We start from the raw sequence: 18,590 nt of genomic DNA, 5'->3' as shown, positions 1-18,590 counted from the left end.
TGTCTTCACTCCTCAATAAGTTCTTTTGCCCCGTCACCGATGGCTGCAATATAAAATGATGCATCATAGCCAACTGTATCGCGATAAATGGTGTTAATCGTTTCTTTTAAATCAGTTACTTTGTCCTTCGCAACAATGGCGATCGCACAGCCGCCGAATCCTGCTCCGGTCATACGGGCGCCTAAAACACCGTCATGCTCCCATGCAGCATGGACAATCGTATCCAATTCAAGGCCAGTAACCTCATAGTCGTCCCTTAAGGATACATGAGATTTAATCATTAATTCCCCGAAGCCCTGAAGATTCTCCTGCTGCAGCTTTTCGAGCGCTTCCAAGGTTCGTGCATTTTCATAAACGGCGTGTTTGGCGCGTTTTCGGTTTATTTCATCTTTGATAAGATGTTTGTTTTTCTCGAATTCTGATACCGTCAGCTCACCTAAACTGCTGATGGAATTTTCCTTCTGCAGATCGCTTAATGCCTGCTCACATTGAGCACGGCGCTCATTATATTTTGACTTTGCCAATGTCCGCTGTTTGTTCGTGTTAATGATCATAATGACGTAATCATCTAAAGCTATTGGTGCGTATTTGTAATCAAGTGTCTGGCAATTCAATAGGATGGCATGATCCTTTCTGCCCATTCCGATGGCAAACTGGTCCATAATGCCGCTGTTAATACCAATATAATTATTTTCGACTTTCTGCCCAAGTTTGATCATTGGAATCCGTTCCAGATTTAAATTAAATAGTTCGTTTACGAGAACTCCTGTTGCGAGCTCGATCGAAGCGGACGAAGAAAGTCCGGCTCCATTTGGGATATTTCCGTAAAATAAAATATCGGCTCCAAAAGGAATCTTATGACCAGCTTCTTGTAAGTAAAGAATAATGCCCTTAGGGTAATTTGCCCAGTAGTGTAATTCATCAAATGCCAGATCTGACAGGTCGCACTCAATAATGCCGGTATCGGGAAAATTCATGCTATAGAAGCGCAGTTTCTGGTCGTCCCGTTTTCTTCCTAAAGCATAAGTTCCATATGAAATGGAGGCAGGGAAGACATGGCCACCATTGTAGTCTGTATGTTCACCAATTAGATTGATTCTCCCAGGTGCAAAAAAGATCCTTGGAGCCGCAGCAGTATTGAAGATGGATTTGAATTGGCAGGTTAAATTGGCTGTAATACTCATAATTGCCTCCTGAAAAGTTTTATAATGAAAATCTGGTGGAAAATAAAGACTGCAACTTAGTTAATTAATTTAATTAAGTTAAATCGAGTTTACTATAATTTTGCATGGGAAGCAATCATTAAAATGACTCCTAATAGATCAGGTTCTTTATTTGAGCATTCTTCAGCGAAACCAGTTAATCGTTTGTCAAATTATGAAGACGGCCTCATTGGCGGGCATCATGATGTGATGGATAAGGAGGGGGCTGCATGTCAGCTCAGATTATTTAATGTATAAGGTGGAATGATTCTAAACCAATTATTAATTGGCAGCAATTTTCCTTCTTCGACTACCGGGGAGTTTAGCAACTTCAAGGTAATTTTTACCCTAATAAAAAGAAAATATAGGGTCATGATATAAGAGTAATTCAATAAAAGGAGAGATCATTATGCCTCAACAAATTGATGTAAATCAGCTAAATCAAGCAAAAGCAAATGTATCACTTACGCAAGAATTGCTAACAAAAGCAATTGAAAAAGCGAATTCAGATCCTACACTTGCCCAAGAAGCGATTAAACAGGCATCTAACGAAATTTCGTCTGCCTTAACTGCCGTAACTCAAGTACAAAAGGGATCTATAACAGACTCTGCAGAAATATAAAATAGGATTAACAAATATAAATAAGAAAATTAATTATGAGAATCCCCTGGCCATTTTAACCAGGGGATTTTCATATGGGAAATATTTTGCTGGTGTTTTTACACATAGGAGCAGGTTAAGGTAATAATAAAAGGCACTTTTCGTAAAGTCTGTTTCTTTTTGAAGGCGAACTTAGTTTAACCAACTGAGTTGATTGGAACGGGTAAAAACAACAATTTAAGATAAAAGAGCCCTAATAAAATGGTAAAAAAATATTGCTGCTTTAATGATTAAAAAAAGGGAAGGGTCCCTTATAAAAGATTTCTTATTTAAGTAATGATTCGTATCCACAAAAGTGGGGCTGTTTTCAAGCATCTTTTTGTTTAAATTTTCATATATTGATGAGTAAGCCAATTTTTACAATAGGGGGGAACCCAATGTATTACGCACGGCTCGTAAAATATAAACTTGAAGCAGGACAGAGAAGTGTAGCCGAAAAACTGACAAGGGAATTCGACTCTGCCAGCAGAAAGCTAAGCGGATTTCGCGGCAATGTTTATTTTTTTGACGATTCGGCAGGTGAATATAGAGCGTTGAATTACTGGGATACAAAGGAAGACGCAGAAAGAGCACATGCTCAGTTATATCCAATATTGATGGAGAAACTGCAAAGTTTTACAAAAAAGAAACCATCGTTCAAATTTTTTGAAGTGTTCGATGCATGTGATGATGGGGAATTGATTTCATCGCATATAAAAATTTGATCAATTTTAAAGGGGACAAAAAATGAACTAATATACTCTTAGGCCGCCCGGAGAAGATCCAGGCAGCTTTTTTTATTGAATTAAATTTAGGTTATTTTGCTGCCTTTTTAAAATAAATGACCCATTTGCCTATCAAATCTGCTTTTCAGTGATGTATGTTTTTACGGCTGGTGGTTCATATGCAGTAAATTTATCAAGTAAATCATTTGGCTCATTATCGATTAATGCCATAGTTTGATACTTTTCATGTAAAAACTGTTCCTTTGACATATGATTAAATAATGTGGCAATAGGATCAAAATACTGATTAATATTTAACAGTCCGCATGGTTTTTGATGGAGTCCTAATTGAGCCCAAGTAAATGTTTCAAAGAACTCTTCCAGCGTGCCTGGCCCGCCGGGCATAGCGATAAATCCATCTGCCAATTCCGACATTTTCGCCTTTCTTTCATGCATAGAATCTACTATAATCAACTCTGATAAGTTCTTATGGGATATCTCCCTATTTTCTAAAAACCTTGGCATAACACCAATTACATATCCTCCTTCTTCTAATACTGAATCTGCAACTGCGCCCATAATACCAACACTGGCTCCTCCATAAACAAGTTCGATATTTCGTTTCGCTAGTTCTTTACCTAGTTTTTTTGCCCCTTCGATATAAACCTCAGATGCTCCATTACTTGATCCGCAAAAAACAGCTATCCTTTTCAAATATATCCCCTCCTAATATTCACCATTAACGATTATATAAAACTTTCAATTTTTTGTTAAACTGAATATATGAATTGGAGGTTGAAAAAAATGATTGTCACTGAATTTCAGCAATGGGTTAAGGACTATTATGAAAGCAGAGGCTGGTCTGAGTTAGATATTTTTATTCGGATTGGCTTTTTAGCAGAAGAAACAGGTGAGGTTGCCCGAGCAATAAGAGCTCTTGAGATAGGCAGGGATAGACCTGATGAAGCAATGGGAACTTATGAGGAAAATAAACAGGAATTAACTGAAGAATTAGGGGATGTATTAGGCAATATAATTGTGATTGCAAACAAGTACAATATTCCGCTGGAAGAGGTGTTTCAGTCACATAAAAAGAAACTATCAGAACGCTATTCTAACAATTAGGAAAAAGTTTTTTCAGCAGCAAGGCACATTTCTGGAATAAGAAATGTGCCCTTTTTTTTATGTATAGGGCCATCTAATTAAACCGTTACTGGCACTATATGCTTTATAAAAAAGCCTATACAAGAATTATTTTTAAAAGATTCAGGAGGAAATTTCCATAAAAGGGAGAATGTTAAAGTGACTATCTATGGAGAGGAGGCTTTGGATGTATCAAAGCTTAAACGATTTTTTGAAATCTTGGGAATTTGAAGCCGGAGCTACAAGTAAGCTTCTTAAAACTCTTACTGATGAATCTTTGAAACAGGAGGTTTCTTCACAGCACTGGTCTTTAGGACGTATTGCATGGCATACGGTTACATCCATTAAAGTGATTAGCTCACAGGCAGGTTTAAGATTTGAAGCACCAAGTGAAGACTGGTCCGTCCCTTCTTCGGCTAATTTTATTGCTGAAAGCTATATTAAATCTTCAAATCAACTTGTTGAGGCATTGAAAACTCAATGGACTGATGAGAACTTATCTGAACAGATTGATTTCTTTGGTCAAAAAATGGCAAAGGGAAATCTTTTACTATTTTTAAATCAGCACCAAACTCATCATCGAGGACAAATGACTATTCTTATGAGGCAGGCAGGACTTCATGTTCCTGGTATATACGGTCCTTCAAAGGAAGAATGGGCACATTTTGGCATGGCTGAACCGAGACCATCATTATTTGAATAACTTTAAAGCAGCAGTGTATGTGGTTTTAATTGATTTCTTATTTATACAAGGCTGTTTTTGTAAAGTTTGTTGCTTTTCGGGCGGAAAACTTAGTTTAACCAACTGAGTTGATTAAAGCGGAGGGCACTTGATCCTCAAAAATGCATTCGCATTTTCTTACGACGAGGTGTTTATTCAAGGATGCTTTTCCAATGTCCTGCGGGAAGTGAGGGAAGTGGGAGACCCCGCAGGCGTTCTCATTCCTCCCCGCGGAAAGCAAGTGCGCCGTGCTGAAATCAACGGGCAGAATTTATTAGTAAAAACAACATTTTATGAGAAAAGATCCTTATTCAAAAATGTGACAAAAAGAGAGGGGCATAAGCTAATGGAAAATAACCGGGCCATAAAAATGTACGATTACCACGTTTGGGCTAACCAACAAGTGTTCCAGCACTTAAAACAACTGCCTGATAGCGTTTCAAAAAAGACAATTAAAAGTGTTTTCTCATCGATTTCAGAAGTTTTGATTCACCTTTATGCAACAGACATTACCTGGCTGGAGACGATGAAGGGAAGCAGTTTCCATGAAACAGTCAAAGAAGTTGAGCATCGAAAGTCAGAAGCGGCAGGAGCCGAAATAGATGAACTTGAAGCGTTATATGCTGCACTATCAAAGGAATTTTACAGTTTTTTTGCAGAGCAGCAAGATTCAGAACGAGTTATCATTACCGAGCACCCCAGGTATGGCCGCTGTGAATTCATACTAGCTGATCTCATTCATCATGTAGTAAACCATGGAACCTACCATCGAGGCAATGTAACAGCCATGCTAAGACAACAAGGTGAATGCGGCGTACCCACGGATTATGTATATTTCCTCTTTAAATGATAACGGTTTGTGATTATACCGGAAATGGGCCACACATGAAGTAAAAATAAATCAATTTATAATGAATAGCAGAGGGGGCTGTGTCAGCGGTTTGTCGGATGTAAGGTTTTTAAAAAACAATAGATAGAAATAAAATCCCGACAATATTTGCTGAAAGATTGGAGGAAGTATCCTATTGGAGAAAGCAATTGTTATCGGAGGAAGCATCGCTGGGAAATTAGCTGCTAAAGCCCTGTCACATTCCTTTCGAAAGGTAATCATCTTGGAAGCCGATCAAAGATGGGAAGAAAAAGCCCCAAGGAAGAGAGTGCCGCAAAGCTATCATCCTCATGTTTTATTAAAAGGCGGTGAAGAAGCAATTGAGAAATTGTTTCCGCATTTCCTTGATCAATTAATAGAAGATGGGAGTATTGTAAATAATTTTACAAGAGATTTGAAATGGCATCATTTTGGTTTCTGGAAACAGCGGTTTCCAGGAGAATTAGTTATGGTTCAACAAAGCTGGCCTATGTTAGAGTGGCATTTGCAAAACCGTATTGACCAAGTATCCAATATTGAAGCCAAGTACGAAACGAAGGCCGAGCGGCTGTTATTAGATCGCCAACATAATAAAATATCCGGTGTGCAGGTACGCTCCCTTAAGACAGGAAGAGAAGAAGAACTTTATGCAGATCTGGTTGTTGATGCTAGCGGGTTTGGTTCAAAAAGTGTTGAGTGGCTAAGATCATATGGAATAGGGATAAAGGAAGAAAAGGTGTGGATTCAGCTTTTCTATGCCACCAGATTTTTTCGTCTTAAAAATCAGGAACGTCCAGACTGGTGTAATCTTCTGATTTCTCCCAGCTTCCCTGAAAACCCGTATGGTGCTTTTATTCAAACGATTGAAGAGAATCGTTTCTCTGTTACCTTTAGCGGTTATGCCAATGAACCCGCGCCAATTACCAATGAGGAATTTTTTGCTTATGCCCAAAAGTTACCCGTCCCTGATGTACTTCATTTTCTCGAACAAGTGGAGCCAATATCAGAGATAAAAATACATAAGATTCCTTATCAGGTGCGCCGGCGTTTTGACCTGGCGGATGTCCCGGAAGGTTTCCTGATAGTTGGAGATGCGCATTGCCGCTTTGATCCTGTATTTGGGCAAGGTATTTCTGTCGCAGCTATGGAAGCCTTAGAGCTACAGAGTTATTTGAAACATTTTGCCTATCCAGATAAAGGGTTTACCAAAACATTTCACAAGAGAATTTCGCATTTGATTGCTACTCCTTGGGAGATGGCCATTACAGAGGCATTCCGGAATCCAGATATTAAAGGAGACAGGCCTCTCATACAGCCGATTAAACAGTGGTATAGCAAAGAGGTATATAAGCTTTCGGCTTTTGATCCGGAAGTATATCTTAGATTAGGCAGAGTAATGAATTTAATTCGGTCTCCCTTGCACCTTTTCCACTCTAAAGTAGTGTTTGCTGTATTAACCAATCAGAAGAAAAAGATTAAGAAACAAAAAAATGTAAAGAATCCGCCATCCTTTGAAAGATAATCTGTAAATGTTGGAGCCTCTTGCTCTTATTAAATGCTTTTGACCAAACATATTGAGCCAATGCGAATGCAGCCCGCGATTCCTTTGGATGATTAGCCATTTTAGAGCTCCCTTTTTTTGGGGAGTTATTTTTTTGTACATAATTTTATCGGGTGTGATTTTATTCAAGGGTCACTTAAGGCGGTCACCTTTTCTTTTTATTTTTTCATTTGTATTTTTATGGAATTGCTGATTAGAAAAAGGTTTTACTTGTTCGTATTATTTTATTTTCAGAATAAAACTTTAGTATATTCCCTTATTAATTTAGTAATTTACTATTTTACTAATATAGTAAAATATAATTGACAAACCTAATTTATCCACGTAAAATCACATTAAGCCACCATAGAATTATGAATTTTTTAAATATTCCGTGTCTTTAATGGAAGCGTTTTATATTTTTGTGGGGACATGGTAAAAAGGAGGTGATTTTGGAGAATATTTGAGGCTGCTGAACCGTTTCTGCTAAGGAAAGAGCAAATAACGGAATCACCGACGGTTTGGCATAAACGGTGATGATTTATTAATGCTCTTTTCGTAAAGTTTGTTGCTTTTTGAAGACGAACGAACTTAGTTTAACCAACTGAGCTGATTGGAACGGAGGGCACTTGACTCCTGCGGAAAAGAGGGAGTGGGAGACACCACAGGCGAAGCCGAGGAGGCTCCCATTCCTTCCCCGGGAAAGCTTGAGTGCCCGTAGTGGAAATCAACGGGCAAAATTAATAAGTAAAAACAACAATTCATGAGAAAAGAGCCTAAAAATAAGACAAAGGGTGTGGTGGTAATTTGTCAAGAGCTATGAGTTTGTACCAATTTAGCCGAAAAGTACATAAATGGTCAGGATTGATATTATCTTTTGTTTTTATGTTCGTTGCTGTCACAGGCCTCTTGCTTGTTTATATGATACCCTTCGGAGTGGCTGATGAGTTAAGGATGGGGAAAGAGGCGAGTCCAAGTCAGTCACTGCCAATCGATAAGGTCGTGACTATTGCCACGTCTCAGGAACTCCCAGATGCATCCTCGGCAGAAGATATATTCAGAATTGAGTATAGGCCAAGTGCCAATGTTTACCAGGTTCGCTTTAATAATAGTCAAAGTGTTCAGATCGATGCGAGTACAGGAAAAGTTTTATCGACAAATCCAGATTACTCAACCTTCCTCATTACTTTGCATGATGGTTCCTTCTTTGGAAATTGGTATAGATACAGTCTATTGACAATGGCAGGTTTATCCCTGATTCTGCTATCCTTTTCAGGGTATTATATGGTTGGATTTCCGCTGTATAAGCGTTTAAAGGCTAGAAAAAAGCCAAAAGATTTGCAAGTTTAATAACATAACTCTTAATAAAAATAAAATAGACTATGTTTTAACGATTTTAAAATACTTTTGGTTAGTTCCAAGCTCTTTTCGTGAAATTTGCTGCTTTTTGAAGGAAAACTTAGTTTTACCAAAGCGCAAAATTTACAAACAATAACACTAATCTATGAGAAAAGAGTCAAACTTTTAATATATAATTTAAAAGCAATATGATTTTTAAGGAGGCGAACATCAATAGCCCAGAATTTTCTAATATTGTAAAAGCGGGATATTTACAATCATTTATTTTAGGGGGTATAGCTATAGTAATGAATAACCTAAAACTAAAGCTGGAACGTGAATGGGAAAAGTTTGTTTCTGGCAACAACAAAACTCCAACAATCCGCCCTTTAATGTATGATTCATGGAAGCGCTGTTTGGAACAAGGAATCAGTCCACTTCAAAGTAAGACTTCTATCAGCCTTAGTGAAGAACAAATTAAGGAATATGTATCAACAGATACCTTATTTTATATGATAAAACCGGTTCTTACGAAATTAAAGGACATGTATATGGATTCCGGCCATTTGATAACGTATTGTAATCCTTCCGGAGATATCGTTTATATAGATGGAGATTTGTCGCTAATGCTCAAGGCTGAGGATATGAATTTGGTTGCTGGCTCATCATGGAAAGAAAGCAATGCAGGCACGAATGGCATTGGATTGGCAATTGCTACCGGTTCTCCGATTCAAGTGTTTGCTGGAGAACACTTTTGCCAAGAGGTACAAAAATGGACATGCTCAGCTGCTCCCATTCATGATCCTGCCACCAAAAAAATGTTGGGAGTCATTGATTTGACTGGGCTATGGACAGTCAATCATCCATATTTTTTATCAGTCGTTACAGCAGCGGCACAAAATGTAACTGGAATGCTGCGTAACCAATTAAAACTGGAACGCTTTAAGCTATCTGAATATTACCAAAGCCTAAGTATCTCACAGCAGTCCAAGTGCTATTTAGCAGTTTTAGATCGTGGATGGAATGTGATTAAAGCATCTCCTATTTTATATGAACAGGGATTAATTAATTCGAACAATTTTTTGATCAATACTCCTTCTCTATCATTATCCTTAGCTTCCAGGACTTATTGGGAAATTGAACATTTAAAAGGAATTTGGAGATTTGAGCTAACCCCTTTTATTTATGGGGGAATCACTATCGGTGCAGTTGTTCACGTTATTCCTCCGATCTTAACAAGTTTTAAGGACATGTTGCTTGCTCCAAGTTCTTCGCCCGATGGTATAGATAAGAAGTATTTATCAAATATGAATAGAGGGGATATCATTCCAAATATCAACAACAGAGAACAACCTGCCGTAAAAAAATCAATTAAATCTACAGAATTTTATAAATCCCTTTTTGATCATAACCCTGACGGAATCTATTCTTGTGATTTACAGGGGAATTTATTGGATGCGAATCCAGCAATGGAGAGAATGGTGGGATATACGGTTGAAGAGCTTCAAAAGATAGATCTTAAATCGTTAATTCTTCCAGAACATCTAGAAGATGGATTGAAATATTTGGAAAAAACAATAAAAGGAAAACAGCAGGAATATGAGATCGCGATTAAGCACAAAAATGGGCACCGTGTAGATTTTAAAGTGAAAAGTTTCCCCACTTTTATAGACAATGAGATTGTTGGAGTTTATGGAATTGTAAAAGATATTACTAAAAATAAACAGATGGAAAAAGAACTCCAATCAACGAAACAGCAATTGGACTTGTTTCTTAAAAACACAGTGGATTCTATTATTATTTTCGACTTACACTTTAATGTCATTAAAGTAAATAAAGCTTTTGAAGAAGTATTTGGCTGGACTGAACAGGAGGTAATAGGAAGACAGCTGCCTATTATCCCTAATTTCCTGTTTGATCAGTGTACCGAAATCTTTCAAAAAATATTAAATAACAGACATGTTATGTCATATGAAACAATTAGGCAGAGAAAAGATGGAAGTTTCATTGATGTAAGCAGCTTCGTCTCCCCAATTGTAAATGAGAAGGGGAATGTGTCAGCTTTCGTATCCATCTTAAGGGATATTACGGAACATAAACGAATGGAAGAAGCATTGAAAGAAAGCGAGAAACGTTTACGCACATTAATAAATGCCATGCCTGACGTAATTGTATTTAAAGATGGTGAAGGAAAATGGCTTGAAGTAAACGATACAGCACTTTCTTATTTTCAATTCGAGAATGTCCCATATCATGGTAAAAGTGATAGCGAACTGGCTGCCTACAATGACCTCTGTAGAGATACTTTTTATTGCTGCGAGGAATCAGATGAAAAAACATGGGAAAATGGCCATATCACCAGAAGTGAAGAAGTGATCCCACAGCCTGATGGCGAATCAATTATTTTTGAAGTTATTAAGGTGCCAGTTTTTAATTCTGATCGGCAACGTAAAGGACTTGTAATCATTGGACGGGATATTACAGAACTGAAGCAAGCGGAAGAATTACTAAGAAAATCGGAGAAGCTTGCTGTGGTCGGTCAATTATCAGCAGGAATTGCTCACGAAATTCGAAATCCCTTGACTTCTCTCAAAGGATTTCTAAGTTTACTGCAATCTTCAATAGATGAAAGCAATAAAGGATATATCGATGTGATGCAAGCTGAGGTTAATCAAATTGAATTAATTACCAATCAATTTATGGCAGTAGCCAAGCCACAGGCAACCACGATTCAACTTCAGGATTTGCGAATGTTAATTGAACAGGCTTTAGCTGTTGTTTATCCTGAAGCAATCAGCAGCAATATAAAAGTAATCATAGAAGAGGAAGAAGACATCCCATTGATTCAATGCGAAGTGAACCAATTAAAACAAGTACTTATTAATATCTTAAAAAATTCGATTGAAGCGATGGACAGGGATGGGAAAATAGTCATTCAAGTAAAGAAACTGGGCCACAATCACGTTTTAATACGTTGTATAGATCAGGGCTGCGGGATTCCAAAAGAGCGTATTCCACATCTCGGCGAACCTTTTTATAGTCTTAAAGAAAAAGGAACCGGCTTAGGGTTAATGATGTGTTATAAAATTATTGAAGAGCATCAAGGAAAGATCTCGATTAAAAGTGAAATCCATAAGGGAACAACCGTCGACGTCATTTTGCCTATCCATTCATCTGCAGAAAAAGTGATTTCAAATTCAACAGAAGCCATTTAATATTGCAGCGTTTACATAGGGAATTTAGATCATGCAGGGGATATTTTTTATTAAGTAAACCCATCTATTAGAAGCTGCCCAATGTTTCTATTATAGGACGCGTTTATTGGAAACGTGTCTCTTCATGTATTGATCATATTTAATTGCTGGCAGTTTCTAAAATGAACTTAAGAATAAGGCCTGCCCCATAAATCAATTGAGGCAGGCCTTCATAATAAATACGGATCATTATTTAAGTCTTTTTTCTTGCACAAGGAGCTTTTAGTATATTCTTATTTCTTCCGAATACCAATTGTTCTGCCAGCTTGTTTAGGCATTTGCAGGCTTTTATGCAAGTTGCCAAGACTTTTAACACGTGTGTGGATCTCAGTTGGGAAAGGAGCAGGCCGTCCTTCGTTCATATCCATGCCCATTAGCATTTGCTCACTAGTTGCGAGTGGATCGCCTTTCTCATTTTCCATAGTAAAAAAGACATGTAATCGTTTTGCATCATAATCTAACAGCTGAATTTTGACTTGAAGTGCTTGTCCTTCATGAGCCTCAGCTATATAGCAAAGGTGCGTTTCTAATGTGTAAATAGAATATTGATGTTTATCACGAAAATCGGCATCAATTCCTAATTCCACCATTAATTGGTCTACTGCCATACTGAAGACGGCAGCATAGGCCGAATCTGTCATATGCCCATTATAATCGATCCAATCTTTTCGGACGTTTTCCTTTAAGAGCGGGTTTTCAATCTGAGCCAATTGACTTCCTCCTTCCATGTTAGAGCTTTCCGTTTAAGCTTGCTCCCGGCCAATATTTTTCAAGCAATTGCATAAGCTCAATCAAGAATTCATCACGTCGCTGTTCAAGTTCTGTGATAGAATGTCCAGCAGTTTGAGCTTCACACCCTTCAACAACCCGGTTTGTCAGTTCCTCAGTAAGGTCGGGTGCAACTAATTTAGTCCATGGCAGTTTTAAGGCTGGACCAAATTGTTCAAGCATGTGTCTCATCCCTTGTTCACCGCCTGCAAGATGAAGGGTCAAAAATGGCCCCATAAGCGCCCAGCGCAATCCAGGACCGTAGATGATAGCTGCGTCTACTTCTTCAGTTGAGGCGACTCCGTCATTTACAAGGTGAAGTGCTTCGCGCCAAATAGCTTCCATAAGACGGTCAGCAACATGGCCTTCCACTTCGGTTGAAATTACAAGCGACTTCATTTTAATAGATTGATAAAATTGCTCTGCCATTTTTATAGTTTCAGGAGAAGTGTCTTTTCCGCCAACCAATTCTACCAGTGGAATTAAATAAACGGGATTGAACGGATGCGCAACGATTACACGTTCAGGACGTTCGCAATCTTCCTGTAATGTACTTGGCTTTAGGCCTGAAGTACTTGAGGCAATAATCGCTTCCGGTTTAGAGAAGCGGTCAATTTCTGCCAGGATCTTTCTTTTTAACTCTTCCCGCTCAGGAACATTTTCCTGAATAAGATCAGCATCTGCTACGGCTTTTGCCAAGTCTGGTTCGAACTTTAGCCTGTCCTTGGAAGCACCTTCAGCTAATCCTTGCTTTTCGAGTGCTGGCCAAGCATTCTCTATACTTTCTCTTATACGTACTTCTGCATTTTCTGCCGGGTCTGTTGCAACGACATCATAGCCTTGTGATAGAAAACGAGAAATCCATCCGTTTCCAATCACACCTGTTCCAACAACCGCAACTTTTTTAATCGTATTTGTTCCCATTTTATTCAGCCTTTCCATGAGGATTTCTTAATCCCAGGTGTTTTCGTGCTTCTTGAGGTGTCATTGGTTTAGCACCTAATCCGTTCATGGTTGTAACCACTCGATCTACCAACTGTGCATTTGTTGCCAAAACGCCTTTATCCAGGTAAAGATTATCCTCCAAGCCTACACGAACATTTCCGCCTAGAAGCATAGATTGGATCGCCATTGGCATTTGCATTCGACCAATTCCAAATGCTGACCAGTGAGCATTTTCCGGAAGTTTATCGCGCATATACAGCATGGTTTCTGCATCCGCTTCTGCTCCCCATGGGATTCCAAGGCAAAATTGGAACATCGGATCACCATCAATAAGGCCTTCTTCAATTAATTGTTTAGCAAAGCGAACATGACCGGTATCAAAGCATTCCAATTCAGGCTTCACACCGCTTTCCTGAATGAGGCGAGCTTGCTTGCGCAGCCAATCTGTTGGACTGACGTAAAGTTGGTCGCCGAAATTAAGACTCCCGCAATCTAATGTACAGATTTCAGGCAATAAAGCTCCCACAGGTTCATGGCGCTCTTCTGGTGTTTGCATGTCCGTTCCAGGACCCCCAATTGCTGGATTCTCTTTGCTTGGAATCCAATCCCCGCCTCCGCCAGCAGTAATATTTAGAATAACATCTGTATCTGATTCTCGTATTCTTTCAACGACTTCTTTAAATAGGGCAGGGTCATGGCTAAGTGCTCCCGTTTTGGGATCACGCACATGGATATGAGCGATTGTGGCACCTGCCTTCGCTGCTTCAATGGAAGATTTCGCTATCTCTTCAGGGGTTACTGGCACGTGTGAGCTTTTTTTTGCCGTTTCTCCTGCCCCTGTTACAGCACATGTTACGATTACATTTTTATTCATAATGTCTCCTCCTTTTTTATTCCGAATGAACTGGCACTAATACTCCTGCAATAAAATTTAGAGATTTCATGAGAGGAAAGGGGAAATATTCATCAGAAAGTACCCGGCTCGTTCAACTAACCATTAGAGGGAATAAAAACTCGCCACTGATGGAAGTTTCACTTTGTAAATAAAAAAGAGAAAATGGGTAAGCTTCCATTTTCTCTTTTTTCAAGGTATTGCATGATTTTTCATATTTGCCAAGACAATTTCCACTTAATTAGTGTTGGGAATTCTCAGGCTTCGGAACATGTTTGAATATTTCTCCACTATCGAAGAACTCGACTAAATTTCCTAACCATTGGTAGTAATTTAGCCATTCCTTTGTTTCCTGCAGCAGCTCATTTATCTTCTGCTCAGTTTCTTCATTAATATCCTCATTTTGGAGCACGTCCCTTAATTCAGCAGATAGCTTTTTCTCGAAAAGTTTGTTTTTATTGATGACTTTTTGCCAATTGGATGTGAACAGCGAAATAAAGGTTTGATAATAGTCCTGCTCGACATTATATAAGTCTTTACGGACTCCTTTTTCAAAAACCTTTTCCGCAATGTTAAGATCGAGCATTTCTCGCATAACCTGACTCATCCGGGTCTTGCTCATCCCAGTAGCTTCCGACAATTCATCAAGAGTCATTGGTTTTCGATTCATATAAATAATCCCCAGCACTCTCCCGACTGTCGTTGAGACTCCGAATGTGCGCATATTATCTGCAATTTTTTCCGCAAATTGATCTTCAACCTGTTTCACTTTTAATAATGGTTTTTCATCCACGTGGAACACCCTTCCAATAGCCAGCTTCATAAGTCAATGTACCATATTTATTTATAAAACCAAAAATGAGGAAATGCCAGGAAAGAAAAAGAACAGCAAGGAATCTTAAGAAAAACACCATATAAACTTTATACAAGAAATATTTTACGTGAATTTTATACAATATGTAAAGTTTATAAACTTTTTATTTTACAAACTTTACTCTATACTAAAAAATGCAGCTGTTAAATATGCGCATTTATATTTACGATTGCAAAAATTTTATGGAGGTGCCTGCATTTTGCTGAAATTCGACCATGTTTCAAAGGTTTATAAAGGAGGAAAAAAAGCGGTTAACAATTTGTCATTAGAATTTGATAAAGGTGAATTTATCTGTTTTATCGGACCAAGTGGCTGTGGTAAAACAACGACAATGAAAATGATTAACCGTTTAATCGAACCTTCTGACGGAAGCATTTATATTAATGGAGAAAATATTATTGAGAAGGATCCGGTTCAGCTGAGAAGAGAAATTGGGTATGTGATCCAGCAAATCGGTTTGTTTCCGCATATGACGATTCAGGAAAACATTTCGCTTGTTCCTAAATTACTAAAATGGCCAGAAGAAAAACGCCGTGCTCGTGCTAGAGAGTTATTGGATTTAGTAGACATGACGCCTGAGTACTTGGATCGTTATCCGCACGAGCTTAGTGGAGGGCAGCAGCAAAGGATTGGCGTGCTGCGTGCATTGGCAGCAGACCAGTCATTGATTTTAATGGATGAACCATTTGGAGCACTTGACCCAATTACAAGAGATTCTTTGCAGGAAGAATTCAAAAATCTCCAACAAAAATTGGGCAAAACCATCGTGTTTGTTACTCATGATATGGATGAGGCGCTAAAGCTGGCTGATCGTATTGTCATTATGCGTGATGGCCAGTTAGTGCAATGCGCATCACCAGATGAGATCCTGCGAAACCCGGCTGATGAATTTGTTGAAGAATTTATTGGAAAAGATCGTCTTGTACAGGTAAAACCTACTATTCAGACGGTTGAGCAAATTATGAATCCAAAACCAATTACCATTTCACCGGAAAAAACGTTATCTGAAGCCATTCAACTAATGAAGGAACAACGTGTAGATTCATTGCTTGTTGTTGATAAAGCACAAATCCTTCAAGGATATATTGACATTGAAATTATTGACCAGAAACGTAAAAAAGCCAATCTCGTAGGTGATGTAATTGAAACAGAGCTGACAGTAAATAAAGATAATCTAGTGCGGGATACGATTCGCAAAATTTTGAAAAAAGGAATGAAATATGTCCCGGTTGTCGATCAAGACCATCGGCTTGTTGGGATCGTAACAAGAGCAAGCCTTGTGGATATTGTTTACGATTCGATATGGGGAGAAGAGGAAATCACACAGTAAACATGAAGAGGAGGGAGATGAGATGAATACGTTTATACAATTTTTAAGTACTAATGGAAGTGAAATGATCGTTAAAACCTTGGAGCATTTATATATATCAGTGATTGCTGCTTTATTGGGGATTATTGTTGCGGTACCGCTTGGCATCGCGTTAACACGTTTCCCGAAGGGAGCAGGAATTGTCATGGGGATATTAGGAGTTATTCAGACCTTTCCGAGTTTTGCGATCCTGGCTTTTTTTATTCCCATTTTAGGTGTTGGAAAAACACCTGCGATTATTGCGTTATTTTTCTATTCAGTCCTACCCATCTTGAGAAACACGTACACAGGTGTTAATGGTGTGAAACGCAGTTTATTAGAAGCAGGGCGCGGGATGGGTATGACTGGATGGGAACGGATCCGCTATGTGGAAATCCCGCTTGCAATCCCTGTTATTATGGCGGGAATTCGCCTGTCAACTGTTTATTTAATCGGCTGGGCTACCTTAGCAGCCTATATTGGAGCAGGCGGCCTTGGTGATTATATTTTTAGCGGGTTAACCTTGTATCAATCTGAATTTATTATTGCTGGGGCGATCCCGGTTACAATTCTAGCCTTATTAATTGACCTGCTTTTAGGACGTATTGAAAAATCAGTAACGCCTAAAGGAATGCGTAAGATGAAAGAAGCGGCATAGGAAGGAGGTAAATAGAAAAGTGCTAAAAATAAATCGATTACTATTTTTGTTAACGGTATCACTGTCTATTCTTATTAGCGGCTGTTCTCTTCCTGGGTTGAGTGGACCATCTAAGGATACAGTTGCGGTTGGAACGTTGAGCACGTCAGAATCACAGATTATGGGAAATATTGTCCGTCTATTGATTGAACATTATTCAGATGTTCAAGTGGAAATGGTCAATAACTTAGGTTCATCGATTGTCCAGCATAAAGCAATGATGAACGAGGATGTTGATATTACAGCAACGCGCTATACAGGAACAGATTTGGCGGGAGCATTAGGTATGGAGCCTGTCAAAGATCCAGAAAAAGCGCTTGAAATGGTCCAGCGTGAATTTGAAAAACGATTCGATCAAACATGGTTTGATTCCTATGGTTTTGCCAATTCATACGCATTTACCGTTACGAGAGAAATGGCTGAAGAAGAAAACTTGAACACGGTTTCAGATTTAGAACCAATTGTTTCTGGATTGAAATTAGGAGTTGATAATGCATGGCTAAAAAGAAAAGGAGACGGCTATGAAGGATTTGTCAACGAATATGGATTTGAGTTCGGTAAAACGTATCCAATGCAGATTGGTTTAGTCTATCAGGCGGCAGCAAACGGAAAAATGGATGTCGTGCTTGCCTATACAACAGATGGTCGCATAAAAGCATATGATTTAAAAGTATTAGAAGATGACAAGCAATTTTTCCCGCCATATGATACATCATTAGTGGCGCGTAATGAGGTCTTAAGGGAACATCCTGAGCTTCGGGATATTCTTCAAAAGCTCGCAGGTACCATTGATACGGAAAAAATGCAGGAAATGAACTATGAAGCAGATGGAAAAATGAAAGAACCGTCCGTCATTGCGAAAGAATTTTTAGAAGAAAACAATTACTTTGAAGATAAATAGGGGGTGTCCATTTTGGAAACGATCCAAGACGTTTTGTATTATTATTCGCAAAATGCAAGTTATGTATGGGAACAATTCTATCGGCACTTTTTAATGTCCGCTTATGGCGTGCTGCTTGCAGCAATCGTGGCAATTCCGGTCGGGATACTAATCTCTCGTTATCATCGGTTAAGTCCATGGGTAATGTCACTTGCTAATATTATTCAAACGATTCCTGCCTTGGCGATGCTGGCTGTTCTTATGCTGGTTATGGGACTTGGAACGAATACCGTCGTGTTTGCTCTCTTTCTCTATTCACTTTTGCCTATTATAAAAAATACTTATACAGGGGTTCGCAATGTTGATCATGCCCTGCTAGAATCAGGAAAAGCAATGGGGATGACGAAATTTCAGGTGCTTCGTATGGTGGAACTGCCCTTAGCATTGTCCGTGATTATGGCTGGGCTCCGAACAGCTCTCGTCATTACAATCGGAATTGCAACAATTGGCACTTTTATTGGCGCAGGTGGATTAGGAGACATTATCCTCCGCGGTACAAATGCTACGGACGGGACAGCCATTATCCTGGCAGGTGCTATCCCTACAGCGCTGATGGCCGTTATTGCCGATCTGGTCATGGCATGGTTCGAACGCAAACTCTCGCCAGTGAAAAAGAAAGGTTCTTGGAAAAAAGCTGAGGAGCAGGCTGTATAGATGATGAAAAAAATCCATCCGGTTACATACCAGGGTGGATT

Annotated in this window: 19 protein-coding genes and 1 pseudogene; 14 read left to right on the top strand and 6 right to left on the bottom strand. The window is 38.9% G+C overall.

Annotated elements, in window-relative coordinates; genetic code table 11:
• Nucleotides 1-5 precede the first annotated feature (5 nt).
• The gene (locus tag L634_RS0103710; protein ID WP_026581283.1) at nucleotides 6-1,184 is read right to left on the bottom strand and encodes a galactokinase; all 1,179 of its coding nucleotides are present in this window, start codon (nucleotides 1,182-1,184) and stop codon (nucleotides 6-8) included.
• A 123-nt stretch (nucleotides 1,185-1,307) separates the two neighbouring features.
• On the opposite strand from L634_RS0103710, the gene L634_RS33265 reads away from it, so the two are divergent.
• From L634_RS33265 to L634_RS0103695, 3 genes are all read left to right on the top strand, one after another.
• Nucleotides 1,308-1,460 (top strand): hypothetical protein, encoded by a 153-nt coding sequence (locus tag L634_RS33265; RefSeq protein ID WP_157452341.1) that lies wholly within the window; start codon nucleotides 1,308-1,310, stop codon nucleotides 1,458-1,460.
• A 151-nt stretch (nucleotides 1,461-1,611) separates the two neighbouring features.
• Entirely contained in the window at nucleotides 1,612-1,824 is a 213-nt protein-coding gene (locus L634_RS0103700) for a hypothetical protein (protein WP_026581282.1), read from the top strand.
• A gap of 416 nt (nucleotides 1,825-2,240) precedes the next feature.
• Nucleotides 2,241-2,567 carry a hypothetical protein gene (locus tag L634_RS0103695; RefSeq protein WP_026581281.1) on the top strand — a complete coding sequence of 109 codons (327 nt, stop codon included), beginning with the start codon at nucleotides 2,241-2,243 and terminating at the stop codon, nucleotides 2,565-2,567.
• Nucleotides 2,568-2,699: 132 nt separating this feature from the next.
• On the opposite strand, the gene L634_RS0103690 is transcribed toward L634_RS0103695, so the two are convergent.
• A complete protein-coding gene (locus L634_RS0103690; RefSeq protein ID WP_026581280.1) occupies nucleotides 2,700-3,281 on the bottom strand; it encodes a TIGR00730 family Rossman fold protein in 582 nt (193 codons plus the stop codon).
• A 90-nt stretch (nucleotides 3,282-3,371) separates the two neighbouring features.
• Between L634_RS0103690 and L634_RS0103685 the strand changes: the two genes are divergently transcribed.
• From L634_RS0103685 to L634_RS34850, 7 genes and pseudogenes are all read left to right on the top strand, one after another.
• Nucleotides 3,372-3,692 carry a MazG nucleotide pyrophosphohydrolase domain-containing protein gene (locus L634_RS0103685; protein WP_026581279.1) on the top strand — a complete coding sequence of 107 codons (321 nt, stop codon included), beginning with the start codon at nucleotides 3,372-3,374 and terminating at the stop codon, nucleotides 3,690-3,692.
• Nucleotides 3,693-3,897: 205 nt separating this feature from the next.
• The gene (locus L634_RS0103680; protein WP_026581278.1) at nucleotides 3,898-4,413 is read left to right on the top strand and encodes a DinB family protein; all 516 of its coding nucleotides are present in this window, start codon (nucleotides 3,898-3,900) and stop codon (nucleotides 4,411-4,413) included.
• A 127-nt stretch (nucleotides 4,414-4,540) separates the two neighbouring features.
• Nucleotides 4,541-5,281, top strand: coding sequence for a DinB family protein (locus L634_RS0103675; protein ID WP_232233696.1), 741 nt, complete (start codon nucleotides 4,541-4,543; stop codon nucleotides 5,279-5,281).
• 169 nt (nucleotides 5,282-5,450) lie between these two features.
• The gene (locus tag L634_RS30535) at nucleotides 5,451-6,821 is read left to right on the top strand and encodes an FAD-dependent oxidoreductase (protein ID WP_084028816.1); all 1,371 of its coding nucleotides are present in this window, start codon (nucleotides 5,451-5,453) and stop codon (nucleotides 6,819-6,821) included.
• Between the two features lie 843 nt (nucleotides 6,822-7,664).
• Nucleotides 7,665-8,189 (top strand): PepSY-associated TM helix domain-containing protein, encoded by a 525-nt coding sequence (locus L634_RS0103665; RefSeq protein ID WP_026581276.1) that lies wholly within the window; start codon nucleotides 7,665-7,667, stop codon nucleotides 8,187-8,189.
• A gap of 197 nt (nucleotides 8,190-8,386) precedes the next feature.
• Nucleotides 8,387-10,888: pseudogene (locus L634_RS33760) on the top strand (PAS domain S-box protein); the annotation flags it as partial.
• The gene (locus L634_RS34850; RefSeq protein WP_442852683.1) at nucleotides 10,877-11,392 is read left to right on the top strand and encodes an ATP-binding protein; all 516 of its coding nucleotides are present in this window, start codon (nucleotides 10,877-10,879) and stop codon (nucleotides 11,390-11,392) included. The pseudogene L634_RS33760 and the gene L634_RS34850, both read left to right, overlap by 12 nt.
• Nucleotides 11,393-11,664: 272 nt before the next feature.
• Here L634_RS34850 and L634_RS0103650 read toward each other — a convergent pair whose 3' ends face one another.
• From L634_RS0103650 to L634_RS0103635, 4 genes are all read right to left on the bottom strand, one after another.
• Nucleotides 11,665-12,141, bottom strand: a complete 477-nt coding sequence (locus L634_RS0103650; protein WP_026581275.1) for a thioesterase family protein — start codon at nucleotides 12,139-12,141, stop codon at nucleotides 11,665-11,667.
• A gap of 19 nt (nucleotides 12,142-12,160) precedes the next feature.
• Nucleotides 12,161-13,123, bottom strand: coding sequence for an L-carnitine dehydrogenase (locus tag L634_RS0103645; RefSeq protein WP_026581274.1), 963 nt, complete (start codon nucleotides 13,121-13,123; stop codon nucleotides 12,161-12,163).
• A gap of 1 nt (nucleotide 13,124) precedes the next feature.
• Nucleotides 13,125-14,018, bottom strand: coding sequence for a 3-keto-5-aminohexanoate cleavage protein (locus L634_RS0103640; protein WP_026581273.1), 894 nt, complete (start codon nucleotides 14,016-14,018; stop codon nucleotides 13,125-13,127).
• Nucleotides 14,019-14,277: 259 nt separating this feature from the next.
• Complete coding sequence (locus L634_RS0103635) at nucleotides 14,278-14,859, bottom strand: GbsR/MarR family transcriptional regulator (RefSeq protein WP_442852682.1); 582 nt, start codon at nucleotides 14,857-14,859, stop codon at nucleotides 14,278-14,280.
• Nucleotides 14,860-15,109: 250 nt separating this feature from the next.
• Between L634_RS0103635 and L634_RS0103630 the strand changes: the two genes are divergently transcribed.
• The 4 genes from L634_RS0103630 to L634_RS0103615 are packed head-to-tail and all read left to right on the top strand — an operon-like array spanning nucleotide 15,110 to nucleotide 18,549.
• Complete coding sequence (locus tag L634_RS0103630; protein WP_026581271.1) at nucleotides 15,110-16,240, top strand: betaine/proline/choline family ABC transporter ATP-binding protein; 1,131 nt, start codon at nucleotides 15,110-15,112, stop codon at nucleotides 16,238-16,240.
• Between the two features lie 22 nt (nucleotides 16,241-16,262).
• Nucleotides 16,263-16,916, top strand: a complete 654-nt coding sequence (locus L634_RS0103625) for an ABC transporter permease (RefSeq protein ID WP_026581270.1) — start codon at nucleotides 16,263-16,265, stop codon at nucleotides 16,914-16,916.
• 19 nt (nucleotides 16,917-16,935) lie between these two features.
• On the top strand, nucleotides 16,936-17,856 hold the full coding sequence (locus L634_RS0103620) for an osmoprotectant ABC transporter substrate-binding protein (RefSeq protein WP_442852681.1): 921 nt from the start codon (nucleotides 16,936-16,938) through the stop codon (nucleotides 17,854-17,856).
• A gap of 12 nt (nucleotides 17,857-17,868) precedes the next feature.
• Nucleotides 17,869-18,549 (top strand): ABC transporter permease, encoded by a 681-nt coding sequence (locus tag L634_RS0103615; RefSeq protein WP_026581268.1) that lies wholly within the window; start codon nucleotides 17,869-17,871, stop codon nucleotides 18,547-18,549.
• The last annotated feature ends 41 nt before the right edge of the window (nucleotides 18,550-18,590 follow it).

Source organism: Bacillus sp. J33, from assembly GCF_000518885.1.
Taxonomy (GTDB): Bacteria; Bacillota; Bacilli; order Bacillales; family Cytobacillaceae; genus Cytobacillus.
Note: the sequence above shows the minus strand (reverse complement) of the source record. Positions and strands in the feature narration are given on the sequence as shown.